The organism is Stenotrophomonas sp. (assembly GCF_050737575.1).
In the GTDB taxonomy this organism is placed as follows: domain Bacteria; phylum Pseudomonadota; class Gammaproteobacteria; order Xanthomonadales; family Xanthomonadaceae; genus Stenotrophomonas.
Genome location: NZ_JBOHXW010000003.1, coordinates 382358 through 409144, shown reverse-complemented (window position 1 = coordinate 409144; position 26787 = coordinate 382358). Strand labels below are relative to the sequence as shown.

The 26787-nt window shown below is 63.9% G+C and carries 20 protein-coding genes; 7 read left to right on the top strand and 13 right to left on the bottom strand.

Features of this window, described 5'->3' with window-relative positions; translation table 11 throughout:
- Positions 1-82: 82 nt before the first annotated feature.
- The gene (zapE, locus tag ACREP4_RS07950; protein WP_431595637.1) at positions 83-1180 is read right to left on the bottom strand and encodes a cell division protein ZapE; all 1098 of its coding nucleotides are present in this window, start codon (positions 1178-1180) and stop codon (positions 83-85) included.
- 3 nt (positions 1181-1183) lie between these two features.
- Positions 1184-1855: an alpha/beta hydrolase gene (locus tag ACREP4_RS07945; RefSeq protein WP_431595636.1), complete on the bottom strand. Its 672-nt coding sequence runs from the start codon at positions 1853-1855 to the stop codon at positions 1184-1186.
- A gap of 63 nt (positions 1856-1918) precedes the next feature.
- On the opposite strand from ACREP4_RS07945, the gene ACREP4_RS07940 reads away from it, so the two are divergent.
- Positions 1919-2779 (top strand): EamA family transporter, encoded by an 861-nt coding sequence (locus ACREP4_RS07940; protein ID WP_431595635.1) that lies wholly within the window; start codon positions 1919-1921, stop codon positions 2777-2779.
- A 193-nt stretch (positions 2780-2972) separates the two neighbouring features.
- On the opposite strand, the gene ACREP4_RS07935 is transcribed toward ACREP4_RS07940, so the two are convergent.
- The 3 genes from ACREP4_RS07935 to ACREP4_RS07925 form a co-directional block, all read right to left on the bottom strand.
- Positions 2973-4706 carry an ExeM/NucH family extracellular endonuclease gene (locus ACREP4_RS07935; RefSeq protein WP_431595634.1) on the bottom strand — a complete coding sequence of 578 codons (1734 nt, stop codon included), beginning with the start codon at positions 4704-4706 and terminating at the stop codon, positions 2973-2975.
- Between the two features lie 120 nt (positions 4707-4826).
- Positions 4827-5345 (bottom strand): c-type cytochrome, encoded by a 519-nt coding sequence (locus ACREP4_RS07930; RefSeq protein ID WP_431595633.1) that lies wholly within the window; start codon positions 5343-5345, stop codon positions 4827-4829.
- Between the two features lie 147 nt (positions 5346-5492).
- Positions 5493-6110, bottom strand: coding sequence for a TetR/AcrR family transcriptional regulator (locus ACREP4_RS07925; protein ID WP_431595632.1), 618 nt, complete (start codon positions 6108-6110; stop codon positions 5493-5495).
- A 145-nt stretch (positions 6111-6255) separates the two neighbouring features.
- On the opposite strand from ACREP4_RS07925, the gene ACREP4_RS07920 reads away from it, so the two are divergent.
- From ACREP4_RS07920 to ACREP4_RS07910, 3 genes are all read left to right on the top strand, one after another.
- A complete protein-coding gene (locus ACREP4_RS07920; protein WP_431595631.1) occupies positions 6256-7419 on the top strand; it encodes an isovaleryl-CoA dehydrogenase in 1164 nt (387 codons plus the stop codon).
- A gap of 197 nt (positions 7420-7616) precedes the next feature.
- Entirely contained in the window at positions 7617-9227 is a 1611-nt protein-coding gene (locus ACREP4_RS07915; protein ID WP_431595630.1) for a carboxyl transferase domain-containing protein, read from the top strand.
- A 389-nt stretch (positions 9228-9616) separates the two neighbouring features.
- On the top strand, positions 9617-11587 hold the full coding sequence (locus ACREP4_RS07910) for an acetyl/propionyl/methylcrotonyl-CoA carboxylase subunit alpha (RefSeq protein WP_431595629.1): 1971 nt from the start codon (positions 9617-9619) through the stop codon (positions 11585-11587).
- 43 nt (positions 11588-11630) lie between these two features.
- Here the strand turns inward: ACREP4_RS07910 and ACREP4_RS07905 are convergent, their stop codons facing one another.
- Positions 11631-12782 (bottom strand): putative peptide maturation dehydrogenase, encoded by a 1152-nt coding sequence (locus ACREP4_RS07905; protein WP_431595628.1) that lies wholly within the window; start codon positions 12780-12782, stop codon positions 11631-11633.
- Between the two features lie 98 nt (positions 12783-12880).
- On the opposite strand from ACREP4_RS07905, the gene ACREP4_RS07900 reads away from it, so the two are divergent.
- A complete protein-coding gene (locus ACREP4_RS07900; protein WP_431595627.1) occupies positions 12881-13237 on the top strand; it encodes an NHLP-related RiPP peptide in 357 nt (118 codons plus the stop codon).
- Here ACREP4_RS07900 and ACREP4_RS07895 read toward each other — a convergent pair.
- The 4 genes from ACREP4_RS07895 to aceB form a co-directional block, all read right to left on the bottom strand.
- Positions 13177-15816 carry a putative peptide modification system cyclase gene (locus tag ACREP4_RS07895; RefSeq protein WP_431595626.1) on the bottom strand — a complete coding sequence of 880 codons (2640 nt, stop codon included), beginning with the start codon at positions 15814-15816 and terminating at the stop codon, positions 13177-13179. The two genes, ACREP4_RS07900 and ACREP4_RS07895, sit on opposite strands and share 61 nt — an antisense overlap.
- A gap of 19 nt (positions 15817-15835) precedes the next feature.
- Positions 15836-16858, bottom strand: a complete 1023-nt coding sequence (locus tag ACREP4_RS07890; protein WP_431595625.1) for a diguanylate cyclase domain-containing protein — start codon at positions 16856-16858, stop codon at positions 15836-15838.
- Positions 16859-17028: 170 nt separating this feature from the next.
- On the bottom strand, positions 17029-18360 hold the full coding sequence (gene aceA, locus ACREP4_RS07885) for an isocitrate lyase (protein ID WP_431595624.1): 1332 nt from the start codon (positions 18358-18360) through the stop codon (positions 17029-17031).
- Between the two features lie 45 nt (positions 18361-18405).
- The gene (gene aceB, locus ACREP4_RS07880) at positions 18406-20046 is read right to left on the bottom strand and encodes a malate synthase A (RefSeq protein ID WP_431595623.1); all 1641 of its coding nucleotides are present in this window, start codon (positions 20044-20046) and stop codon (positions 18406-18408) included.
- Positions 20047-20154: 108 nt separating this feature from the next.
- Here aceB and ACREP4_RS07875 point away from each other — a divergent pair, with 108 nt between their 5' ends.
- Positions 20155-21123: a LysR family transcriptional regulator gene (locus ACREP4_RS07875; protein WP_431595622.1), complete on the top strand. Its 969-nt coding sequence runs from the start codon at positions 20155-20157 to the stop codon at positions 21121-21123.
- Between the two features lie 83 nt (positions 21124-21206).
- Positions 21207-22115 carry a LysR substrate-binding domain-containing protein gene (locus tag ACREP4_RS07870; RefSeq protein ID WP_431595621.1) on the top strand — a complete coding sequence of 303 codons (909 nt, stop codon included), beginning with the start codon at positions 21207-21209 and terminating at the stop codon, positions 22113-22115.
- 223 nt (positions 22116-22338) lie between these two features.
- Here the strand turns inward: ACREP4_RS07870 and ACREP4_RS07865 are convergent, their stop codons facing one another.
- The 3 genes from ACREP4_RS07865 to lldD form a co-directional block, all read right to left on the bottom strand.
- Complete coding sequence (locus tag ACREP4_RS07865; RefSeq protein WP_431595620.1) at positions 22339-23634, bottom strand: MFS transporter; 1296 nt, start codon at positions 23632-23634, stop codon at positions 22339-22341.
- A 318-nt stretch (positions 23635-23952) separates the two neighbouring features.
- On the bottom strand, positions 23953-25650 hold the full coding sequence (gene dld, locus ACREP4_RS07860) for a D-lactate dehydrogenase (protein WP_431595619.1): 1698 nt from the start codon (positions 25648-25650) through the stop codon (positions 23953-23955).
- Positions 25647-26786, bottom strand: a complete 1140-nt coding sequence (gene lldD / locus ACREP4_RS07855; RefSeq protein ID WP_431595618.1) for an FMN-dependent L-lactate dehydrogenase LldD — start codon at positions 26784-26786, stop codon at positions 25647-25649. The genes dld and lldD overlap by 4 nt, the downstream gene beginning before the upstream one ends.
- Position 26787 lies beyond the last annotated feature (1 nt).

The window sequence follows — 26787 nt, the reverse complement described above, 5'->3', positions numbered from 1 at the left end:
CTCACCCCAACCCCTCTCCCGCATGCGGGAGAAGGGCTACAGCACACCAACGGGCTACCGACGGATTGCCGCCCTCGCTCCGCTAGCCATTCCGGTGCGCAGTCCCCAGATACTCCGCGCTCTGCATCTCAATCAAGCGGCTGGCGGTGCGCTCGAAGGCGCCGGCCAGGCGGGTACCGGAATACAGCAGCGGCGGCGCGTCCTGCGCGGTGCAGACCAGGTTGACCTGGCGGTCGTACAGCTCGTCGATCAGATTGACGAAACGACGCGCGGCGTCTTCGTTCATGCGGTCGAAGTGCGGAATGCCACCGAGCAGCACGGTGTTGAACTCGCGTGCGATCTCGATGTAATCCGATGGCCCACGCGGGCCTTCGCACAACGCAGCGAAATCAAACCAGGCAATGCTCTTGCCGCGCCCGCGCACCGGAATCTTGCGACCCTCGATGGCGATGTTGCCGCTGCGCGCTTCCTCACCGCCGCTCAGTTCTTTCCAGCGCCCGGCCAGCCACGTTTCGCTGTCCGCATCCAACGGCGCGCGATACACCGGCGAGCGGGTCAGCGCGCGCATGCGGTAGTCCTCGGTGCCTTCGGCGTACAGCTCCACGCAGTGCTTCTGCAGCAGCGCGATGGCCGGCAGGAAGCTGTCGCGCTGCAGGCCGTTGAGGTACAGGTTTTCCACGGCGGTGTTGGACGTGGTCACCAGGGTGATGCCCTCGGCGAACAGGCGCTCCAGCAAGCGCGCCAGCAACATCGCATCACCGATGTCGGTGACGAAAAATTCGTCCAGCACCAGCACGCGCAGGTTGTTGCGCCACTCCTGCGCGATCTTGGCCAGCGGGTCGCTCTGCCCCTGATGTTCGCGCAGCCGCTCGTGCACACCACGCATGAAGCGATGGAAGTGGGTGCGGTATTTCTGCTCGATTGGCAGGCCGTCGTAGAACAGATCCACCAGGAAGGTCTTGCCACGGCCCACGCCGCCCCAGAAGTACAAACCCTTGACCGGCTCGGGCTTCTTCCAGAAGGCGGACAGGCGGTCCAGCCAGCCGTCCTGCGCCGAATCCACCAGCGCTTCGTGGATGCGGTCCAGCTCGGCCAGGGCCGGATGCTGGTCCGGATCGTCGCGCCAATCGCCGCGAGCCACGCCAGCGGCGTAGCGTTGTGAGGGGGTCATCGTCTCCATGCCTCAGCTGCTGCTGTCAGGCAGCCAACGCCGCACTTCATGCTGGAGCGCGCCACGCAGGTCGATCAGTTTGCGATGGAAGAAATGCGAGGTATCGGGCATGCGCACCAGCTGCGGCGGGGTTTCCAACGACTCCAGCCATTGGTACACGCCCTGCGCATCGACGATCTCGTCCGCGTCGCCCTGCACTACCAGCCAGTTCGACGGCGGCTGCACCTGGCTGAAATCCCAGGTGCGGCGGCCCACCGGCGGGGCCACGGAAATCAAGGCCTGCGGCTGCAATGCAGCGGATGCGCGCAGCGAGACATAGGCACCAAAGCTGAAACCGGCCAACCACAGCGCGCTGTCCGGGCGCTGGCTGCGCACCCAGTTGGCCACCGCGCGCAGGTCATCACCTTCGCCTTCACCGTTGTCGTAAACACCGGCCGATGCGCCGACGCCACGGAAGTTGAAGCGCACCGTGGTGATGCCCAGGTCGCGCAGCGCGCGCGAGACCATGGTCACCACCTTGTTGTGCATGCTGCCGCCTTCGGTGGACAGCGGGTGGCAGATGACCGCGATGATGGGACGCGGCGCGGCATCACCATCGGGAAAATCGACGCCGATCTCCAGCGGCCCGGCCGGGCCCTCCAGAGTCAACGTCGCCGATTCGTGGGGGAATGTGGGCGTTTGCATGCGGCCATAATACCGGCCCTGTCCGGCGGCTTCACCGCCATCGTCTTCACGGTAGCCGAAACGATGCTTTTCCTGATCCTGAGCGTGGTCTGCAGTGTGCTGGTGTCGGTGCTGCTGAAACTGGCACCGCGCCGCGGCATCGACATCGCCCAGGCGGTGACCTGGAACTACCTGGCCGCCAGCCTGCTGTCGCTGCTGGTGTTGCGCCCCTCGCTGGAAACACTGCAGAGCGGGCACACGCCGTGGCTGGCACTGCTGGGCCTGGCGGTGGCGCTGCCCGGCATCTTTCTCGTGTTGGCACGCGCGGTGCGCGAGGCCGGCATCGTACGCAGTGATGTGGCGCAACGTTTGTCACTGCTGCTGTCATTGGCAGCGGCGTTCCTGTTGTTTGGCGAGCACGCCAACGGCTGGAAACTGGCGGGTCTGGGCCTAGGCCTGCTGGCCATCGTCGGCGTAAGCGCGCGCAATGGTGAAACCCGCAGTCGCGCGGGCGGCAGTTGGGGCTGGTTGCTGGGCGTGTGGGTCGGCTTTGCGCTGATCGACATCCTGCTCAAGCGCGTGGCGCTGGCGGGCACACCGTCGACAGCTGCCTTGCTGATCAGCTTCGGCATCGCCTTTGTGTTGATGCTGGCGTGGCAGCTGCAGCGGCATTTCAGCGGCAGCTCGCACCTCACCCTACGCAATGTCGGTTACGGCCTGCTGCTGGGCCTGATCAACTTCGGCAACATCCTGTTCTATGTGCGTGCGCACCAGGCAATGCCGCACAGCCCGGCGACGATCTTCGCCGGCATGAACATCGGCGTGGTGTGCCTGGGCGCCTTGGTCGGCGTACTGATGTTTGGCGAGAAAACCAGCCGTTGGAACCGTGCGGGCTTGTTGCTGGCGGTGCTGGCGATTGCCTTGATTGCGCGCGGGACGTTGTGACGGACATCCGCTGTTGCACTGCTCCTCTCCCCTTTCGGGAGAGGATGCCGAAGGCAGCAGAGGGGTAGCGAAGCCGCCTGCCTCGCAACCTACAAAGCGCCCCCACTTCGCAGCGGGGGCGCTCAACGAGTCGCGAATTCCTGGTTCACAAACGACCCGCATTCCTTTGATCTTCCCGACCCGGCAATTGGCCTTACGGCTCAAACCCCAACAACAACGGATCATGATCCGAACTGCGCCACGGGCCCGGCACATTGCGGTCTTGGTAACCGGCGTCGTCCGCTTCATCGGCGTTGATGTGCCACTCCGCAGCTCCCTTCAAACGCGCCGCCATACCCGGGCTCAACAGTGCGTGATCCAAGCGCCCGGTCAGGCCGTTGTAGACGTAGCTGTACGGCTGCGCCACGCCCGCCACCTTGAACGCATCCTGCCAACCGTCGGCATTCAAGGTGCGGATCGGGTCTTCCATCGCGTAGGCGTTGAAGTCACCCAACAGCACCGCGTCCTTGCTGCCGCTGCCGGTGGGGTCGCCCTGCAGCCACTGGTGCAGCAGACGCGCCGATTCGACACGGGTGGCGTTCCAGCAACCCTGGCCATCGTTCTGGTCGGCATTGGCGCCGCTGGCTTCCGAGCAGCCTTTTGACTTGAAGTGGTTGGCCACCACCACGAACGGCGTGCCATTGCGGCCCATGCGGAACGCCTGCGCCAGCGGCACGCGGCTGCGTTCGCCGAACGGCTCGCGCTCCAGCACCGCCGGCTTGCCGACTGGGCTCAGCTTGGCGCTGCGGTAGATGATGCCGACCCGGATCGGGTTGTCGCCCGGGCCCTGTATGGCGTCAACAAATTTCCAATCGCCGCCCTTGCCTTGGCCCTCGTTGAGCGCACGCACCAACTGGTCGATGGCCGAACCCGGGCCGTAGCCGTCGTTCTCCAATTCCATCAGCGCGGCAACGTCGGCATTGAGGCTACGAATGGTGGTGATCAACTTGGCCTGCTGTGCCGCCTGCTGTTCCGCCGTCTTGGCGCCGCGCAGGGTCGGGTAGCCGCCACCCTTGCCGTCGCCGTTGAAATAATTCTCAAGATTGAATGCAGCGATGCGCAGACCACCGGCCACGGTCGGCGGCTGCAGCGGACGCAGGTCGGTGCTGACCTTCAGCGGCGCCGTCAGCTGCAGGCGGTAATCGCCGTCAAAACGCTGGTCCACGATGCCCTGTACCTCGCTCAACTGCGCACCGGTACGCAGCACGACATCCGCGCCGAGGTATGACACGGCACCCGGCTCACGCTTGCTGCTGCCATCGTCCAGACGCAGGCGGCGGCGCGCGTTGTCGGCCACCGCCGCGGCCTGTTCCGGACTGCCGGCGGCGGCCACTTCGCTGGGCTGCCACAAACGTCCCCCGAACGCGGCGGTGAGTTCGCCAAAGCGCTGCAGACCCTCCTGCCCGGCCAGGGTCAGCGGCGCGGCGATGCGCACCTGCATGCCTTCCAGTGCTTCCCAATTGGCCGGTACATCGTCGATCACCGTCACGGCCGGTGCGGCGCGCGATGCCGCCGCGCTCACCTTGTCGGCCTGCAGCGTGGTCAGCGTTTGACCGCCCTTCCCTGCTGCCTGCTCCTGCACCGTGCCGCTGAGGCGCAGCCACTGCCCGACCTGCACGGCCTGGCCCTCGGGCAGACGCACGAACAAGCCGTCCGACGTCGCCGCATCGTCGTCACCGGCGTCCTGCACGTACACGCCACCCAAGCCATCGCGCAGGTCAGCGGTGACCATCGCCTCGACCGTCACCGGCTTGCCTTCGTAAGGACTGCGCTGCGCACTGCCCTGCACCTTGCCGATGGGCAACACGGTTGCCGGGGAAGCCGCCAATGCCGGGCCGGTGCAGGCCACAGCCAGGGCCAGGGCGAGTAATGAAGGGGAACAACGCATGGACGACTCCGATGGAAAGCGGAACAGGGGAAGCGGAAACAGAAGCGCCGCCTGAGCAAGGCGGCGCGGGATATTCTGCAGCAATCAGGCCGGTTGCCCGCTGCCGAGTCTGGCGGCTTTCTATTTCAGGTTGGCGAGCATCCAATCCACTGCGGAGTGGATCTGCTCCTCGCTGAGCCCGGCGTTGCCCCCCTTGGGCGGCATGATCCCGCCATCCGGGCCGGTGTAGCCCTCGATGGCGTGCTTGTAGAGCGTGTCCTTGCCTTGCGCCAGGCGCGCGTCCCAATGCGAATGATCCAGCGTCGGCGCCATGCCCACGCCATTGGTGTGACAGGCGGTGCAGAGGTTATCGAAGATCACCTTGCCGTCCAGCGTGCCGCCATAGGCACCGCTGGCCATCGCCGCCGCGGTGGCCGCCGCTGCAGCCGCCGCCTGGGCCGATGCACCGGTAGCACCGGCATATACCGCACCGACCGGTGCAATGCGTTCTTCAATACGTTTGCTCACCGTAGGCGAAACCTCGGCGGGGATGCTGTGCTGCAGGAACCAAGCAAAGATGATCAGGCCGATCGTGATGACGGCCAGAACGGCGATCACGATGGAAAAGCGCTTGAGAAACTCGAGGTCGTAATTCCGCACGTCTCAACACCCCTGGCGAGTAGTCGGTGGACCATGGCTGCCGGCGAGTATAGACCAGCGCATGGCACCGCCCGCAATGGGCAAGGACACGCCAGAACGTGCCGCAACGCAGCATCCGCGCGGCTTGCGAACGCCCAGCCGCACGGCTCAGCCGGTGATCGGCGCGCCTGCTGCACGCAGGCACAGTGCGCTGATCGCATCGACCAGATGCTCGCCATCACGCAGCCCATCGCGGCTGGGCGCGGTAGGGCCGACCAAAGCTTCGGTGAAGGCCCCAACGATGCAGGCCGCACTGATGTCCAGGTCCTGCGCCGGCAGCTCGCCGCTGCGCACGCCGTCATCGAGGATGCGTTTGAACACATCGCCAAACAGTCGCTTGCAGCGGATGCGCTCGGCTTCCACTTCCGGGTCGACGGGCTCGGCGATGAAGGCATAGGCCAAACCGGGGCCGGCCATGGCACGGCGCACGAACGAGGCCACCGCCCGCTGCAACCGCTGCGGCGCCGGCAACGCTTCATCGGCGATGGCCGACAGGATCTCCAGCTCGTGCTCGACCGCGGCGGTAAGCACTTCCACGAACAGCTCGGCCTTGGATGGAAAGTGGCGGTAGATCAGCCCGGTGGAAACGCCGGCTTCGGCTGCCACGGCGGTGATCGGCGCGTTGCGGTAGCCGCCTGCGGCGACCAGCCGGCGGGCCGCAGTCAGGATCGCCTCGCGGTTGCCAGCGAGGCGTTTTTCCATCAATTCCGAGCGCTTGTAAGCCATGGGCTGATTCTAGGTTCAATTTTTGAATTTGTGTTCACTTTTTTACCGCGACCCGCTAGGCTGCGCGCAAACGCCCGTGCTGACGGCCTCATCCGTCACCCCCAACCCGGAGCGCCCCTCGCCAAGCAGTACTGGAGCCGCCCCCATGCACATTCCCTCCCTGTCCTTCGATCTCGGCGAAGAGATCGACATGCTGCGCGAAAGCGTTGCGCAGTTTGCCGCCGCGCACATCGCGCCGCTGGCCGCCGACGCCGACGCGACCAACCACTTCCCCAATCAGCTGTGGCGCCAACTCGGCGAGCAGGGCCTGCTGGGCATGACCGTGGAAGAAGAATACGGCGGCACCGGCATGGGCTATCTGGCGCATGTGGTGGCGATGGAAGAAATTTCGCGCGCGTCCGGCGGCATTGGCCTGTCTTACGGCGCGCATTCCAACCTGTGCCTCAACCAGCTGCGCAAGAACGGCAACGAGGCGCAGAAGCACAAGTACCTGCCCAAGCTGTGCAGCGGTGAGTACGTCGGTGCGCTGGCCATGAGCGAGCCGGGCGCCGGTTCGGACGTGGTTTCGATGAAGTTGCGTGCGGACAAGCGCGGCGATCACTACGTGCTCAACGGCAACAAGATGTGGATCACCAACGGCCCCGACGCCGACGTGCTGGTGGTGTACGCCAAGACCGATGCCAATGCCGGTTCGCGCGGCATCACCGCCTTCCTCATCGAGAAAGGCATGAAGGGTTTTTCCACCGCGCAGAAGCTGGACAAGCTGGGCATGCGTTCGTCCAACACCTGCGAGCTGGTGTTCCAGGATTGCGAAGTACCGGTCGAAAACGTGCTGGGGGAAGTCGGCGGCGGCGTGAAGGTGCTGATGTCCGGTTTGGACTACGAGCGCGTGGTGTTGTCCGGCGGCCCGCTCGGGCTGATGGCGGCGGCGCTGGATGTGGTGCTGCCCTATGTGCATGAGCGCAAGCAGTTTGGTGAAGCGATCGGCACGTTCCAGTTGATCCAGGCCAAGCTCGCGGACATGTACGTCGGCTTCAATGCCTGCCGCGCCTATGTGTACGCCGTGGCCAAGGCCTGTGACCAGGGCCGCACCACGCGCCAGGATGCGGCCGGTGCGATTCTGTACTCGGCGGAAAAAGCGACCTGGGCCGCCGGTGAAGCCATCCAGATTCTGGGCGGCAACGGCTACATCAATGAATACCCGGCGGGGCGTTTGTGGCGCGATGCCAAGCTGTATGAAATCGGCGCGGGCACTTCGGAAATCCGCCGCATGTTGATTGGGCGTGAGTTGTTCCAGCGCACGATGTAAGTGACGCAAAGCAGAAGCTAAAGCGGAATCAGAGCCCCTCTCCCGCCTGCGGGAGAAGGGACACAACAGCAACAGCAACAGCAACAGCAAAGCAACTGCAACTGCAAAAGCAAAGCAGAGAAAAAGCAAAGCAACTGCAACTGCCCTGCTGCCATGTTTCCGCGCGCAGACAAGCTCCAGAACCCAGGACTTCGGCCATGACCGTACTCACCACCCAGCTGCAACCCGGCAGCGACAGCTTCGAAACCAATCGCAGCGCAATGCAGGCGCAGGTTGATGATCTGCGCGCCACGCTGGAAGCCACTGCGCGTGGCGGCAGCGATGCGGCGCGGGCCAAGCACACCGCGCGCGGCAAGCTGCTGGTGCGCGAGCGCATCGATGCGCTGCTTGATCCTGGCAGTCCGTTCCTCGAAGTCGCGCCTTTGGCTGCGCACGGCATGTACGCCGACCCAGTGCCCGGCGCCGGTATGGTCGCGGGCATCGGTCGGGTGTCTGGCGTCGAGTGTTTGATCGTTGCCAACGATGCCACCGTCAAGGGTGGCACCTACTACCCGGTGACGGTAAAGAAGCATCTGCGCGCGCAGGAGATTGCGCAGCAGAATCGCTTGCCGTGCATCTATCTGGTTGATTCCGGCGGCGCGTTTCTGCCGTTGCAGGACGAAGTGTTTCCAGACCGCGATCATTTCGGTCGCATCTTCTACAACCAGGCCAACCTGTCGGCGCAGGGCATTCCGCAGATTGCCTGCGTGATGGGTAGCTGCACCGCTGGCGGCGCTTACGTGCCGGCAATGAGCGACGAGACCGTCATCGTCAAGGAACAGGGCACCATCTTCCTGGGCGGCCCGCCGCTGGTGAAGGCGGCAACCGGTGAAGTGGTCAGCGCCGAAGAACTGGGCGGTGCCGATGTGCACACGCGCATCTCCGGCGTGGCCGATCACATGGCCGACAACGATCTGCAGGCGCTGGCGCGGGTGCGCGCCATCATCGCCAGCCTCAACTGGCGCAAGCCGGACGCAGGCGTTGCGCTGCAGGCCAGCGAAGCACCATTGTTCGACGCGCACGAGCTGTACGGTGTGATTCCCAGCGACACACGCAAGCCTTACGACGTGCGCGAAGTGATCATGCGCGTGGTCGATGGTTCGCGCTTTGACGAGTTCAAGCCCCGCTACGGCAATACGTTGGTGACCGGTTTTGCACATGTGCATGGCCATCCGGTTGGCATCATCGCCAACAACGGCATCCTGTTTTCCGAGTCCGCGCTCAAGGGCGCGCACTTCATCGAGCTGTGCTGCCAACGCAATATTCCGTTGGTGTTCCTGCAGAACATCACTGGCTTCATGGTCGGCCGCAAGTATGAGCACGGCGGCATCGCCAAAGATGGCGCCAAGCTGGTGATGGCGGTGGCCAACGCGCGTGTGCCGAAGTACACGGTGGTGATCGGTGGTTCGTTCGGTGCCGGCAATTACGGCATGTGCGGCCGTGCGTATTCGCCGCACTTCCTGTGGATGTGGCCGAATGCGCGCATCGGGGTGATGGGCGGTGAGCAGGCGGCCAGCGTGTTGGCGACGGTCAAGCGTGACGGCATCGAGGCGAAAGGCGGTGCGTGGTCGGCCGAGGAAGAAGACAGCTTCAAGCAGCCCATTCGCGACCAGTTCGAGCAGCAGGGGCATCCGTATTACGCGAGTGCGCGGCTGTGGGATGACGGGGTGATTGATCCGGCGGATACGCGGCGGGTACTTGGGTTGGCGCTGGCGGCCAGTCTCAATGCGCCGGTGCAGGACACGCGGTTTGGCGTGTTTCGGATGTGATGGCGCTATGCGGCTTATTGGAGAAAAAGCGGTGAATCAAGGGCTTTCACTCCCCTTCGGGGAGCGAGTTACTTTTCTTTGTTTGTGCAAAGAAAAGCTAACCAAAAGAAGCGCCTGTTCAACAGCCGAATGGCTGGTCAAGCACACCCTGCCTCCACGCCCAGCACGCTGCGCGTGCCGGGTTCACTCCACCGGCGGGATTTTTCGACACGACATCCGTGTCGTGGCGAAAAACGACGTGCATCCATGCACGCCGCCCTTCGGGTACTCCCCACCGCTTCCGTCGCTGCGGAAGGGGCCCGGTAGAGCAAGCGCAACTTCAAGAGCAACATCAACGGCGAAAGCCCTCGGCCCCTCCCCTGCCCGCGCGGCACATCGTGGATAAATCAATGTTCAACAAAATCCTGATCGCCAATCGCGGTGAAATTGCCTGCCGCGTCATCACCACCTGCCGTCGCTTGGGCATTGCCACGGTGGCGGTGTATTCCGATGCGGACCGCAATGCGCGGCATGTGCGTCTGGCCGATGAGGCGATACACATTGGTGCGGCGCCGGCAGCGGAAAGTTATCTGCGTGCCGAGGTGATCCTTGATGCTGCGCGGCGCAGCGGGGCGCAGGCGATCCATCCTGGTTACGGTTTTCTGTCGGAGAATGCCGGCTTTGCGCGGGCCTGCTCGGATGCCGGTGTGGTGTTCATTGGACCGCCGGCCAGTGCCATTGATGCGATGGGCGACAAGAGTGCGGCCAAGGCGCTGATGCAGGCCGCCAATGTGCCGTTGACGCCGGGCTATCACGGTGAACGACAGGAGCCCGAATTCCTGCGTGCGCAGGCTGATGCCATCGGCTACCCGGTGCTGATCAAGGCCAGTGCGGGCGGTGGCGGAAAGGGCATGCGCAAGGTCGAGGCCAATGCTGATTTCGAGGCCGCGCTCGCCAGCTGCCAGCGCGAGGCGCAGGCGTCGTTCGGCAATGCGCATGTGCTGGTGGAGAAGTATGTCGAGCGCCCGCGTCATATCGAAATCCAGGTGTTCGGCGACAGTCAGGGCAACGTGGTCTATCTGTTCGAGCGCGACTGCTCGGTGCAGCGCCGCCACCAGAAGGTATTGGAAGAAGCACCCGCGCCCGGCATGACGGCCGAGCGTCGCGCGGCAATGGGCAAGGCGGCCACCGATGCCGCACGCGCGGTCGGTTACGTCGGTGCCGGCACGGTGGAATTCATTGCCGGGCCGGACGGCGATTTCTATTTCATGGAAATGAACACCCGGCTGCAGGTGGAACACCCCGTCACCGAGATGATCACCGGCACCGATCTGGTCGAATGGCAGCTGCGCGTCGCTGTCGGCCAGGCGCTGCCGAAGACGCAGGAGCAACTTCGCATTCACGGCCATGCGCTCGAAGCGCGGATTTACGCCGAAGATGCCGACCGCGGTTTTCTGCCGTCGACCGGCACGCTGCGTCACCTGCAACTGCCGCAATCCAACGCCAACGTGCGCGTGGATGCCGGTGTTGAACAGGGCGATGCGATCACGCCGTATTACGATCCGATGATCGCCAAGCTGATCGTGTGGGATGTGGATCGCAACAGCGCGCTGCAACGCATGCAACGTGCATTGGCGCAATGCCAGGTGGTCGGCGTGACTACCAATGCGGCGTTCCTGCGTCGTCTGGTGATGACCGATTCGTTCCGCCACGCCAACCTGGATACCGCGCTGATCGAACGCGAGCGCGACGCACTGGATATCCAGCACAGCGCTGCCACGTCGGCCGATTGGGCGTTGGCTGCGGTACTGGCCTGCAGCAGCAGCGCTGGTGTTGCCAATGACACGTCACCGTGGGCGACCAACGATGGTTGGCGCCTGACCGGCCCGGCCGCGCGCTCGATCACGCTGGAACATCTGCAGCAACAACACACGCTGCAGGTCCGTCAGCAAAGGGATGGCTGGCAGGTGCAGTTTGGCGACGAGATGATGCACGTCATCGGCAACTTGCGCGGCGACGCGCATGCGCTGCAGATTGGTGACCGTCTGTTCCGCGGCCACACGGTGCACGATGGCAACGTACTGCATGTCTTCGGCGATGAGCGCCAACAGCGCTTCACCCTGCACGACCCGGTCGCCGAGGCCGACACTGCCAACGACCACGGCGGCAGCCTGCTCGCACCGATGCCCGGTCGCGTGGTCGCGCTGTTGGTCGAGCCAGGCAGTACCGTCAGCCGTGGCACGCCGCTGTTGGTGATGGAAGCGATGAAGATGGAACACACCCTGCAGGCCCCGGCCGACGGCACCGTGCACGGCTTCCGCGCCAAGGCTGGCGATCAGGTGGGGGATGGGGCTGTGTTGGTGGATTTTGAGGCGAGCTAGTCGGATGCGCCGCACGGGATCACATCCCATGCGGTCGATGCCATCACCAGACGCTGCCCATCGGGTCGAACTCGGCAATCTCCTGCGTCAATGCGCGCCAACCGAAGCCGCCGACCGCGAAGGGGCCTTCCTCCAACGCAGGAAGCCCGAACGCCTGCTCGATCTGCACTTCGTTGATCGCCGCCGTGACAAATGCACCCAGCCCCAGGTCTGTCGCACTGAGGTACAGCGTCTGCGACAGGTGACCAACGTCGAGCATCAACGCACGATATGCCTTGGGATGATTGCGGTATTTCCAGTGACTGCGAGTAATGCGCGGTGCATAGATCACCAACACCGGGGCCTGTGCGAACCAATGCTGTCCCGCCATCGCTTCACATGCGAACTCAGCCAACGGCAATGTCGGCGGTGACAGCGGACGCAGCGCGTGATCTTTGGGGCGATAGTGATAAAGCCCAGGATCGATCCCCTCCACACGCTGCACGACAAGATAGGCCTCGGTGGCATGCAGGCCACCACCCGAAGGCGTGTACTTCTTGAGAAATTCCACGCCTTCGCTCTGCGCAATGCTTCCGTTGGCCGAAAACACACGCTGCAGCATCTGTGCAAAAAGCGCTTGCTCCAGCGGTCTCTCCGAATCAAAATTTCTGCACGTAACGCGCCGTTCCATCAGCGCATCAAGCTCCGACGTTTCGGCACGCATCAAAGGCACGTCAGCACCAACTCCCTTGCGCTCCAACGTCGCTGATGGCGGCGCACCATAGCTGCGCAGGAGCCCGGCCACCGTGTCGGTTCCCAGCCGTTGCATTGACTCCACACTATCGACCGCATTCCAACGTGCAGCCTGCTGCGTCACCGCTGCCAACGGCCACCAGTGCAATCCCCTGTAGCGCTCATCCGCAAGGCAATGCGCGCCGTGCACCTCGGCATCAGCGATCAACAAGCCGCATGCCAGCAAGCGAAGCAGCACCTCATCCACTGGCTCATCCAGCACTGTCCACTCCTCCGGACTGTAACGTCCTGTCGCCAGCACATCCTCTTCACTGACCCGCAGCTCGCCGTCCAGGTGAGGAGCCAGTGCCACCCAGCACCGCTCCCGCATCACCCCATTTCCACCCGACAAAAGACTGCCAAGATCGAAACGACTGCTCTCGCGAGGCTCGAAAAAGACAGACGTACAACGACGAACTTTCATGGGTATCATCCTCGGGCCGTACGGGGGGCGGCCGACTTCCATTACTTCTTGACCGGACGGGCACCATTGCCCTCCCCGCCGGGCAAAGGCGGAGCACTATGAGTACTTTTTCAGACGATTGCAGCAAGACGCCGGAGCATGCCGGCATCGACCCCAAGGTAGCGGACATCCTGCTCGAGAAACTGTCCACGGACGACGATTTCCGCGCGACGTTTCAAGCTGATCCGGTCCTGGCGCTGGCCAGCCTCGGCGTCGCCCAAGCCTCAGCGATGGTCGGCCAGACGCCCCAACCGGGCGACAACTTCTACTGCATGACCACCAACACACTGGCCAGCAAGGAAGAGATCGCAGCCGCGCGCGCGCAGTTGCAGCAGCACCTTGCAGCAGCGGGCAATCACAGCGTTGTTTTTTGTTTCGAGGCGGACAAGATCCGTTCAACTCTCGAGCGCAGCTGAGAGGGCAACTGCGTCAACGGCCATTGGACCAGGAAGACGGTCAACTCGCTCCTTGCCGAATCTGCCTTGCCTTGCGCAAGCAAGGATTCAGCGAGCCACAATTGCGCCATTTTTGAATCGACGACATTCAGTGGCTGCACGGTCTGCGACGCATTGGCTTCCATGTAGGCAAGACCGCGCTGGCTCACCAGCCAGCGTGCTTGTGCCTCCGCCTCCGAATGGCGTCCGGCCTTGCTCAACAAGCCATACAGCATGACCCGCGATTGGTAGAAATCATCGGTGCGTGCTGGCAACAACGCTATCGCTTCGTCCAGCTTCCCCTGGTTGCCCAGAAGCCCCGCCCGGGTGATGCGCTCAAAGACAGTCAGCACGCTGTAACGGCTTTCGGCTGGGAACTGCTGCACACGCGCCAGTGCCTCCACCGCCAACGTCGGATCACCTTCGCGCAACGCCAGGTTAGCGTTGACCAGCAGCATCGTTCCCAGATCACTGCGGTTCAATGGATCCCACTTCGACGATGTCACTTCGGCAACCAGGTCACTGGCCAGCCGTCTGCGGTGCTCGCGGCGGTTGCCTGTTTCCTGCACCAGATCAACCATGGCACCGATCACACGGAACTGTTGGTGGATGAACGCATCAGAAGTACTTGATGCTTCGACCACACGCCCGGAAAGCACCGCAGCCTCCTGCGGCCGCGCCTGGTCCAAGGCAATCGCCACCCGTTCAATGTTGGGCACCAGATCGGTCGAGGGACTGTTGATTGGCTCGGCACTATCCAGTGCTGCCTCTGCCTCGCCGAAGCGGCGCATGACCGCCAGCGCCGCGGCAACACGGCGAACGTGCCCGGGACGGGACGGCCCGCCAATGGTCTCAAGATGCTTCAGTGACTGTTCTGGCAGCCCCTTGGCCAGCAATATCCGTGCGACGTAGTCAGCCGCGTAGTTACGTAGCGGATCCTGCGGAACATCGGCAGCCATTGCATACGGCAACGCATCGTCAAAACGATTGGCGACATACAGATGCCATGCGGCATTTGCCTGCCCGGCAAAGTCGTCGGGGTACAGCCCTGCCATCACCTGCCATTTCTCAAGCGCCTGCGTTGGCACCTTCAACTCTGCTTCCCACGCATCGAGATACAGGCGTTCGCGATCCGGCAGCCGCGCACGCAGCGCAATTGCCTTGTCCAGCCAGGGCAACGCCTTGGGACGCTCCGAGAGTGCCGCATGCGCTCGCGCAACCCCGAGATAGGCCAGCGCGAACTCCGGGTCCAAACGGACGGCTTCACTGTACATCTGCAGCGACGCCCGCCATTCCCCCTCTCGCGCTCTACGCAACCCAAATGCATAGGCCCGCAATGCCTGCAGATTGGACGTGGTCACGATCGGCAGCGGATCGGAACCTGATCTGACCGCGTTGGCGGATTCACCAAGCGCACTCCGCAATTTCGAGGTAAGTCCGTCGACCGAGGCCAATACCGACTCAACTCCCCTTCCATCCACAGATTCGGAGCGAATGGTCGACTGCGTGTTTGGATCGATCACCTCGACACTGATGCGCACCTTTCCACCAACTTCGGAAACAGATGGAAGCAACACCAATCGCGCACCGTTACGCAGTGCCACCTCCGATGCGAGCGCCCGGCCCATGGGTGTCTTTTCGGGGTCCCTACGGGTCCGCGAGACCGTCGCGCGCGCGACCATGTCACTGAGCACATTGACGTAGCGCGACTGCTCCAGGCTGATGCGGAATGCCTGCGCAAGGGGATCGTCGAGCAATGCGTTGCCGGTGAGATTTTTCAGATCACCCACCACCACCCAATCGCGCTCGGCAAACGCAATTGCCGGCTCCGGTCGCACCAGCACCCAGCCGGTGACGAGCAGCGCTACCACTACCGCCACTTCGGCCATCAAGGCGGCTGGGCGACGCCACAGCGGCAGTTCGCGGCTGGCCTTGGCCGAGCGTGGCGGCATGCGCAGCGGTGCGCGGCCTTTGCGGCCCACTTCGAATACTTCGTGCCCGGTCGGCAAGCCTTTGAAGCGCCAGCGGCCGTGTGATTTCCATTGCAGGCTGGTGCCGCGATCATCCAGTTCACGCTGGGCGCTGCGCATCATCGATTCGGCCGCCGACGACATCAGGATCTGGCCCGGGCGGGCCAGCGCCATCAAGCGCGCCGCCATGGGTTTGGCCAGGCCTTCCACTTCCAGCGCCTTGGCGCCGGCAGCGACGGCTTCCTCACTGTTCTCCCAGGACAGCACATAGCCCACATGCACGCCCACGCGGGCCTGCAACGGCAGCTTCATTGCTTTGCCCAGCGCGTCCAGCTCATCCACGTAGTCCAGGGCGAAACCCAGCCCGTCCACCGGCGCGTCGAACAGCAGGAACATGCCGTCGGAACGATCAATCAAACGACCGTTCCAGCGACGCAGCAACCGCAGCACCTGCGCGTCGAGCCGGCGGAAAAGATCGGCCGCAGCGGTGTCACCAATCCGTTCAACCAGCATCACCGAGTCGCACAGATCGGTGAGGATCAGCGTCTTGAATTGCCGATTGGATTGCAGGTTTTCGGTTTCAGTGTCCACGTCAGCCCCCCGTGGCCGTTCAGCCCGGTGTCCATTGCATGCGACCACCACCCAGACGCTTGGCCTCGTACAGTGCGCCGTCGGCACGCGAGTAGGCGTCGTTCCAGTGATCGCGCCCATCCATCAGTACCAAGCCGATGCTGACCGAGCACGCGCCCGGCATCGCACCGGGAAACGCCACCAGTCCGCGCACGGCTTCGAGAATGAAGCCGGCTACGCGCGACAAACGCTGCATGTCGGCCTCCAGCAGCAACACGCAGAATTCATCGCCGCCGAGGCGACAGGCGATGTCGTCCTTGCCGGCAACGGAGGTCAACACGCGCCCAAGGCACTGCAGCATGTGGTCGCCGGCCAGATGCCCCTGGGTATCGTTGAGACCCTTGAAGTCGTCACAGTCGATCAGCAGCAAGCCCTGCGGACGCCGGTCGGAACGGTGTGAATTCTGCAGATAGACGGTGAGCGCGCGGCGGTTGTTCATGCCCGTCAAGTCGTCGGTGTAAACCAGTTCGCGCGTGTGCTGCAACTCGTGGCTGGCGCTGTACAGATTGCCGAGTGCGGCTTCCAGTTCCTCGTTGCGACGACTGAGCTGACCAATCAAGCGTTGCTCGTTGGACACCACGCGCCACAACGTACGGCGCAGGAAAAACACCACGGTTGACGGGTCCTGGTCGATCAGGCGATGGAAGCTGGCGCAGCTGACTTCAAGCAGCACGGTCGTGCAGCAGGCGCGTGCCGACGATGAGCGCGTGTGGCTATCGATCAGCAGCCCCAGTTCGCCGAAGAAATCATTGGCACCGAGTTGCTTGGGTGCCTGCCCGGGACCGAAGTCCAGGCTGATGGCGCCACTGATGACGATGAACATCGAGGTGCCGGTGTCACCGCGCTGGAACAGGACTTCATCGGGCGCCAGCGTACGGCGGCGGCCGAACTGGGCGAACAGCGCGCATTCCACGGCCGTAACCTGCGCACGACGCACCGCGCCCCCTGCGGCCGTTGAGCCTGCAGGAAGTTCTGCTTGCAGCGCCAGTCCCCCTACTCCCATGCCGCTCATCCCTTGCCTCATGGATCCCCCGCCGTGGCTGGCGGGTATCCGGCGAGACTAGCACCAAAATAAGGTGATGTGTGTCGCAACTCCAGGGAAAACCCGCGTTTTCTGCTGGGCAAAAAGAAGGGGCTCGTAAGAGCCCCTTTGAAACGACCTTAACTAAGCGCTCAAGCGGCTTCTTCGGCCTGGAACTGTTCCTCTTCGGTGGAGCCGGTCAGGGCGGTGACGCTGGACGCGCCGCCCTGGATCACGGTGGTCACATCGTCGAAATAACCGGCACCCACTTCCTGCTGGTGCGAGGCGAAGGTGTAACCCTTTTCACGCGCAGCGAACTCCGGCTCCTGCACCTGCTCCACGTAGTGACGCATGCCTTCGCCACGGGCGTAGTCGTGGGCGAACTTGAAGGTGTTGAACCAGTTGATGTGGATGCCGGCCAGGGTGATGAACTGGAACTTGTAGCCCAGCGCGGCCAATTCATCCTGGAACCGGGCGATGGTCTTGTCGTCCAGGTTCTTCTTCCAGTTGAACGACGGCGAGCAGTTGTAGGACAGCAGCTTGCCAGGGCTGGCGGCGTGTACCGCCTGGGCGAATTCGCGGGCGAAGCCCAGGTCCGGCGTGCCGGTTTCGCACCACACCAGATCGGCATGCGGGGCGTAGGCCACGCCGCGGCTGATGGCTTGCTCCAGGCCGTTCTTGACCCGGTAGAAACCCTCCGGCGTGCGCTGGCCGGTGACGAACGGTGCATCGTTCGGGTCGAAGTCGCTGGTCAGCAGGTTGGCCGCTTCGGCATCGGTGCGGGCCAGCACGATCGTCGGCACGCCCAGCACATCGGCCGCCAAGCGCGCAGCCGACAACTTCTGGATCGCTTCCTGCGTGGGCACCAACACCTTGCCGCCCATGTGGCCGCACTTCTTCACCGCGGCCAGCTGATCCTCGAAATGCACCGCAGCGGCGCCGGCGATGATCATGTTCTTCATCAGCTCGTAGGCGTTGAGCACGCCGCCGAAGCCGGCTTCACCGTCGGCGACGATGGGCAGGAAGAAGTCGATGGCGTCCTCGGTCTTGACCTTGCCGTCGATGATGTTCTTCCACTGGATTTCATCGGCGCGCTGGAAGGTGTTGTTGATGCGGCGGACCATGGTCGGCACCGAATCGTAGGCATACAGCGATTGGTCCGGGTACATGGTTTCAGAGGTGTTGCCATCGGCGGCCACCTGCCAGCCGGACAGATACACCGCTTCCAGCCCGGCCTTGGCCTGCTGCATCGCCTGCCCGGCGCTGATCGCACCAAACGCATTGACGTAGTCCTTCTTCGCGCTGCCATTGACCAGCTCCCACAGGCGCTCGGCACCGCGCTTGGCCAGGGTGTATTCCGGCTGCACGCTGCCGCGCAGGCGCACCACGTCGGCAGCGCTGTAGGTGCGCTTCAACCCCTTCCAACGCGGGTTGGTGTCCCAGTCCTGCTGCAGGGCGTCGATCTGTTGCTGATAGGTGCTCATCGTTGCGTCCTCGAATGGAGATTGCGTGCGTAAGGGGAAGAGAAGTCAGTCGATCTGCCGGTAAGCCGGCAGGGTCAGGAAGTCAGCCAGTTCATCGGCGCGGCTGAGTTGGTCGAGCAGGCCGATGGCCTGGGTGATGCGGCCGCTACCAGGCAGCGCGGAGGTGTCGCCCAGCCGTGCCGGCAAGGCGCGCAAAGTGCTTTCCAGCAGGGTGAAATCGATTGCGGTGCCGTCGTCCAGGTGTTGATTGCCGGCATGCAGCCACTGCCAGATCTGGCTGCGGCTGATCTCGGCGGTGGCGGCGTCTTCCATCAGGTTGTGGATGGGCACGCAGCCATTGCCGTCCAGCCATGCGGCCAGGTAACGCACGCACACTTCGACGTTGTTCTCGAAGCCGGCGCGGGTAACCGTGCCGCTGCACGGTGCGATCAATTCCTCACAGCTGACCTGCACGTCACGGCGCAGCACGTTGTGCTGGTTGGCGTTGGGCATGTGCTCGTCGAAGATGGCGCGCGCCACCGGAATCAGTGCCGGATGTGCCACCCAGGTGCCGTCGTGACCGGCCGTGACTTCGCGCAGTTTGTCGGCACGCACGCGGGCCATGGCCTGCTCGTTGGCGGCGGCGTCATGGTTGATCGGAATCTGTGCGGCCATGCCGCCCATCGCATGTGCGCCGCGGCGGTGGCAGGTCTTGATCAGCAGTTCCGAATACGCCTTCAGGAACGGCTGCGTCATCGTCACCTGGCCGCGCTCGGGCAGCACTTTGTCGGCGTGGCGACGGAAGGTTTTCAGGTAGGAAAAAATGTAATCCCAGCGGCCGCAGTTCAGGCCGACGATGCGGTCACGCAGGGCGTGCAGGATCTCGTCCATCTCGAACACGGCCGGCAGTGTTTCGATCAGCACCGTGACTTTGATCTGGCCATGCGGCAGGCCCAGCATGCCTTCGATGTGCGACAGCGCGCATTCCCACAGCGCGGCCTCTTCCATTGACTGCAGCTTGGGCAGGTAGAAGTACGGGCCGCGGTCGGCGTCCATCAGCGTGCGGGCGTTGTGGAACGCGAACACCGCCGCGTCGAACAGGCCGCCGGCAATCGGCTGGCCATCGACCAGCACATGCTTCTCGTCCAGGTGCCAGCCGCGCGGGCGGACGATCAGCACCGCCTGCTCGTCGAACGGGCGCAGCGTGTAGTGCTTGGCCGGCTTGCCATTGGCGGCCGGCGCGGTGAAGTCCAGGTCACCGCGCACCGCCGCCCGCATGGTCTGCTGGCCGGCCAGCACGTTGCGCCAGGTCGGCGAGGTGGAGTCCTCGAAGTCGGCCATGAACACCTTGGCGCCGGAGTTCAGCGCGTTGATGACCATCTTCGGGTCGGTCGGGCCGGTGATCTCGACGCGGCGGTCCTGCAACGCGGCCGGGATCGGCGCCACCGTCCAGTCGCCTTCGCGGATGTCACGGGTGTCTGTGCGGAAGTCCGGCATGCCGCCCTGGTCGAAGAACGCCTGACGCAGACTGCGCGCCGCCAGCCTCTGCTGCCGCTCCGGCTCCACCGCCCGATGCAGCGATACCAGAAGCCCCAACGCGCCGGCCGGCAGCAGACCGGATTGGCCGGCCAGTTGGGTGGTCACGGTGATGCCCGGAGTCGGGCGGGGAGTGGTCGATGCCGGGATGGCTTGGGCGACGGCGGACATGGAAGGTTCCTGCGTTGTCGTGGGACTCCAACGTGCGGCCGCAGGCACTTATTTAACAAAACAGTTTTTGCAATGTTATTTATAAGTTGTGCTAATAATTGATCCGCAATGACCAAGAAGACTCCCGTAACCCCGCGTTTTTCCTACAAGTCTGACCGGCTCAAGCCGCTGCGGGCGTTCCTGCAGACGGTGCGGCTTGGGTCGGTTTCACGGGCAGCGGAAGCACTTTTTGTCAGCCAGCCGGCCGTGAGCCTGCAGCTGCAGGCGCTGGAACGGGAGCTCGGCGTGGTGCTTTTCGAGCGCAGCGGCCGGCGTTTGGCGCCCAGCCGCGAGGGCCAGCTGCTGTACGACATGGCCCAGCCGCTGGTGGAAAACCTGGATGCGCTGGTGCCGCGCTTCCGCGAGAAGGTCAGCGGATTGGATGCGGGCGAGCTCAACATCGCCGCCAATTCATCGACCATCCTGTACCTGCTGCCGAAGATCGTCGAAAACTTCCGTCGCCAGCACCCGGACGTTCGCCTGACCCTGCACAACGCGATCAGCGCCGACGGCACCGATCTGCTGCGCAGCGACGCCGCCGACCTGGCGGTCGGTTCGATGATGGATGTGCCGGCCGACCTGAGCTACGCGCCGGTGTACCGCTTCGAGCAGGTGCTGATCACCCCGCCCGATCATCCGCTGGCCAAAAAAAAGAACCTGACCCTGGAAGACCTGTCGCCCTGGCCGCTGATCCTGCCGCCGCGTCGGCAGATCACCTGGCGGCTGGTGGACCTGGTGTTCCAGCAACACCGCGTGCCGTACACGGTGGCATTGGAAGTCGGTGGCTGGGAGGTGATCAAGCAGTACGTGGCGATGGGCATGGGCATCTCCATCGTCACCGCGCTGTGCTTGAACGACAGCGACCGCGACAAACTGGCGACGCGGGCAATGGGCGATTACTTTCCGGCACGCAGTTATGGCGTGGTGGTACGACGAGGCAAGGTGCTGTCACCGCAGGCGCGGGCTTTCGTCGAGTTGATCCAGCCAGATCTGTTTGCGCCGAGGCAATACGACGATACGGGGCATTCGGAGCGGTAGCGGCTGGAGCGCTGGAATTCGGGATTTGTACTTCGTCCGGCGTTGGGTTGGTCGGCAGGACCAGGCCGCCCTAGACTGCCCGCATGTCGCTCGAACTGCGCCACCTGCGTTACTTCCTCGCCGTTGCAGACACGCTGCATTTCGGTCGCGCGGCCGAACGCCTGGGCATGTCCCAGCCGCCACTCAGCCAGCAGATCCGACAACTGGAAACGTTGATCGGTGCACAGTTGTTCGTCCGCAGTCACCGGCGCGTGCAACTCACACCCGCCGGCAATGTGCTGCTGGAACAGGCGCGCGACCTCCTGCAGCGCGTGGATGGTGCAGTGGAACTGGTGCAGCGTGCACAGCGCGGTGAGAGCGGCGAGTTGCGACTGGGCCTGACCCGCGCCACACCGCTGCTGCCGCAGATTCCCCGGGCGATCTTCGCCTATCGACAGCAGTACCCGCAGGTGCAGATGCAGCTGCGCGAGATGAACAGCCTGCGCCAGATTGACGCGCTGCTGGCCGACGAACTCGACGTCGGCATCATCCGCAAACGCGTGCTGCCGGAAGAACTGGTGGCCAAACGCTTGTTCGATGATCCGCTGGCCTTGGTCGTGCATGCCACGCATCCGGCCGTGGCCGGCAAGGATCCGTCGAAACTGCGCGTGTCGTTGCGGCAGTTCGCGCTTGATCCGTTCGTGGGCTTCTCGCGCGATGCGGGCGCGGGCATCCATGACCATGTGATCACCCTATGCCGCAATGCCGGCTTCAGCCCGCGCATCGTGCAGGAAGCGGGTGAGTCTTCAACGTTGATCAGCCTTGTCGCCGCCGGTCTTGGCGTGTGCGTGCTTCCCTCATCGTGTTGCCATATCCAGGTGGATGGCGCGCGCTTTGTCGCGCTGTCCGATCGCGGCGCGGCATCGGAAATCCAACTGGCATGGCGGCGTGAATCGGTGACGCCGTTGCTGCGGCAATTCATCGCGTTGTTGAAGCGCGAAGTGGGTGGGTGAAGGGCGAGTTCTCCCCCTCTCCCCAACCCCTCTCCCGCAAGGGGAGAGGGGCTCTCAAATCTGCAATTGCGAACAACGCTTCAGTTCGACGTAGTCCGAGCCCCTCTCCCCTCGCGGGGCGACGGAGAGCAGCTTGCGAATCATTGATTCGCTGCTCTCCTAGCGCCTTCGCGTCTAGCGAAGGCCGGGGCGCGGAGCGGGGGTTGGGGAGAGGGGGCGGCCCTTATCGGCCAGCAACCATCACCACTCCCACCTCCTCCACCCGCAACTGATGCCACAGGCGCCACGCCACACACGCGCCCGCCAAGGTCAGCAGCAAGGTGAAGCCGCACACGCCAGCCCAGCCCCAGTGCGTATAGAACACCCCGCCCAACGCTCCCAGCACGCTAGAACCCAGGTAATAGGAAAACAGATACAACGCCGATGCTTCCGCGCGTAGCACGCCAGCGCGCACGCCGACCCAACTGCTCGCTACCGAGTGTCCGCCGAAAAATCCGAACGTCACCAGTGCGATGCCAAACGCCATCGCGACCAACCACGGCAACGCCAGCAACACGATGCCCAACAACACCAGACCGAACGACAGCGCCAACACCGGGCCGCGCCCCAGACGATTGGCCAACTGACCCATCCACGCCGAGCTGAAGCTGCCCACCAGATACACCGTGAAAATCAAACCGACCACGGTCTGGCTCAGCTGATACGGCGGTGCGGCCAGGTGATAGCCAAGGAAGTTGTAGAGGGTGACGAACACGCCCAGCAGCAGGAAGCCGCAGGCGAACAACCACGGCAACGCCGCGTCGCGAAACAGACCGGCAAAGCGCGCCGGCAGCTGCATGATCTCCGCGCGCCTGGCGCGGAAGTTGCGAGACGCAGGCAGCTGCGTCCACAGCGCAACCGTTGCCAACAACGCGATCACGCCCACCGCAGCGATGCCCGCACGCCAGCCCCAATGGTCGGCAACCACACCGGCAATCAAGCGACCGCTCATGCCGCCCACTGCGTTGCCGCCGATATACAAGCCCATCGCCAAGCCAAGCGAGCGGCTATCCATTTCCTCGACCAGGTACGTCATCGCCACCGCCGGCACGCCGCTCAGGCTCACGCCCAGCAACGTACGCAACACCAGCAGCATGCTCCAGTCGTCCGTCAATGCGGTGCCCAAGGTGAGCAGGGCCGAGGCGAGCAGCGAGGCCACCATCACCGGCCGCCGTCCGACGCGGTCGGAGACGATGCCGGCAACCAGCATTGCCACGGCGAGCACGCCGGTGCTGACCGATAAGGCGAGCGCACTATTGCCGGCACTGATGCCGAAGTGGCTGCTGAAACCGGGCAGCAGCGGTTGCACGCAATACAACACGCCGAACGTGGCGAAGCCGGCCATGAACAACGCAAGCACCGCGCGTTTGAACTCGGGTGTGCCTTGGCGGATATGGGGTTGTTCGGCTATCGCGGCCAGCGGCGTGGTCGGTGCGAGCGATTCGCTGCACGTGGGGGTGTTGGCAGGTTCAAGTTCCATCGTAGTGAGGGCCCGCACGGGCGGACCGGTTCATGGGAGACGGGGAAAGCTTGAACCTGAGGAACAGGTCGATCCATAACCTGTTATGTACGGATTGATACTTTGTACGTCTTGATTAAGCGAGTTGGCCCAGATGTCAGCAGCAGGGAGCGGCGCGCATCCCTTCTCCCGCGTGCGGGAGAAGGTGCCCCGAAGGGGCGGATGAGGGGGGCTTTTGAGCTTCTGAATTGTTCTTGCTAGAAGCTTCCCCTCACCCCAACCCCTCTCCCGCGCGCGGGAGAGGGGCTTTGAGCAACGGCTTGAGCAAAGCCCTGCACTTCAGCAACCGCACCCCTTCCAACCCGGCTGTTTACTGGTCTGGCCGATGCCGGGGTTGAAGGTATTGCTCGGGTCCAGCTGCTGGTAGAACTCCGCCAGCGCCGGCTTGGCCGGATACAGATGGCCGACATTGTGTTCGGCGGGATACTCGGCGCCACGTTCGTCCAGCAACTTCCACATGGCGTGTTCAATCGCCATCGGGTCTTCGCCCTTGCGCGCGATGTAATCCTGATGGAACACGTGGCACAGGAAGTGGCCGTAGTAGAGCTTGTGCAACAGACGACCATCCAGTTCGGTCGGCAGTTGCTCGAACCAGTCGCGGTCGTCGCGGCGCAAGGCGATATCCAGCGCGACGATGTCCTGCACCTGCGCGCGATGCACTTCGCGGTAACGCACGGCCGCGCCCGCGACAGCGAAGCGGTGCAGGAACGCTTTGCGGCCTTCGTCCGGCGTGCAGTGGAAGTAGTCGCCTTCATGCGCTGCGAAGAATTCACGCAGCCAGCTTTCCGTCGCCGCCGCATCCTGCGCCGATACCTTCAGCAGCAGGTGGTGTTCATAGCGCTGCCGGTAGTCGCCCATGCGCTTGGGCAGGTGCGAGGGCAGCAGGCCGGTCAGCAGTTGCATCGCGTGATCGGTGACGCCGCGCAGGCCCAGCCGTTCAAACCAGCCATCGACGCGGCTCTTCAGCGCGAACGCCGCCGGCACGCGTGCGGTGCCCAGTTTGTCGATCAGCAGGAAGGTGTCTTTGCCGTAGCGCTCGCCAATGTCATAGGCGACGCGATGGATGTACTCGCCGGAAATTGGCAGGCGATCAAAACCCGTCAGCAGATGGCGACGGATCTCGGTGAGGCTGTCGGTGCGGTTGCTGCCGATGTAGAACACTTCGGCCGCTTCCTTGGCGAACGTATCCAAGCGCACCGCAAACACGGCCAGCTTGCCGGCCGATCCGGCCGCTTCGTAATGGCGGCTGGGGTCGGCGTTGTAGCGCGCCGGCGTGGCCGCATCCACCTGCCGCACCTGTTCGGCGTAGCGTGGATCGGAGGCAGCACGATCATCGTCAATCTGCACGTCTGCCGTTGCGTAGTCACCGGCCTGCACGCGCTGCAGAATTTCCTCCGGCGTGTCGCCCAGTGCGATGCCGAGATGATTGACCAGGCGCAGCTCACCGCCCGCATCAACCTGCGCGTACAAGGCCAGCTCGGTATACGCCGGGCCGCGCCGCACCAGCGAGCCGCCGGAGTTGTTGCAGACGCCGCCCAACACCGATGCGCCGATGCACGAGGACCCAATCACCGAATGCGGTTCGCGCCCGAGCGGTGCCAATGTCTGTTCGAGACGATCCAACGTGGCGCCGGGCAGGCATAGCACCTGCCGGCCTTCGTTGAGCAACTGCACGCCGGTCAGGCGCAGCGTGTTGATCAACACAATCGGCCGGCCGTAGTCGTCGCCATCCGGTGTCGAGCCGCCGGTCAGGCCGGTGTTCGCCGCCTGCAGAATGATCGCCGCCCCGCCCTGCACTGCCGCCTGCAGCGCGCGCCACATTTCCAGCAAGGTGCCCGGTCGCACCACCGCAAGCACTGCGCCATCCCCGAAACGGTAGCCCTTGCGGAAGCGACGCGTCGCTTTGTCACCGGTCAACACATGGCTACCGCCCACTGCCGCACGCAATTGTGCGAGCAGTGCGTCGTGCGTGCTCATGCCAGATTGACCAGCGAATCGCGGCCGATGTCGGCAATGCGACGTGCGCCGGTCAAGGTCATCGCCACGCGCATCTCCTTGGCGATCAAGTCCAGCAGATTGGCGACACCGGCTTCGCCCTGTGCGGCCAAGGCGTACACAAAGGCGCGGCCCAACAACACGCTGTCGGCTCCGAGCGCGAGCATGCGCACCACATCCAGGCCGTTGCGGATGCCGGAGTCGGCAAGAATTTTCAGATCGCCCTGCACCGCATCGGCAATGGCCGGCAGCGCACGCGCGGTGGACAACACACCGTCGAGCTGACGGCCACCGTGGTTGGACACCACAATGCCGTCCGCGCCGAAACGCACCGCATCGCGTGCATCGTCCGGATCAAGAATGCCCTTGATGACCATCGGGCCCTTCCAGAATTCGCGGATCCACTCCAGGTCTTTCCAGGAAATGGACGGATCGAAGTTGTTGCCCAGCCAGCCGATGTAATCCTCCAGCCCGGTCGGGTTGCCGCGATAGGCGGAGATGTTGCCCAGATCGTGCGGGCGGCCCAGCACGCCGACATCCAGCGCCCAGCGCGGATGGGTAATGGCTTGGCCGATGCGGCGCAGGCTGGCGTTCGGCCCGCTCATGCCCGAGTGCGCATCGCGATAGCGCGCGCCCGGCACCGGCATGTCCACGGTAAACACCAAGGTGGTGACGCCAGCGGCCTGCGCGCGCTCCAGCGCGTTGCGCATGAAGCCACGGTCACGCAGCACATACAGCTGGAACCACATCGGTCGTTTGATCGACGGCGCCACTTCTTCAATCGGGCACACCGACACGGTGGACAACGTAAACGGTACGCCGCGACTTTCCGCCGCGCGCGCCGCCTGCACTTCACCACGCCGCGCATACATGCCGGTCAGGCCGACCGGCGCCAACGCAACCGGCATCGCCAGGGTTTCGCCGAACAGCTCGGTCTCCAGGCTGAGGTCGGACATGTCACGCAGGATGCGTTGGCGCAGCGCGATGTCGGACAGGTCGGAAACATTACGTTTGAGCGTGTGTTCGGCATACGCGCCGCCATCGATGTAGTGGAACAGGAACGGCGGCAGACGACGCTGCGCAGCCGCACGGTAATCGGTGGAGGCGGAAATGATCATG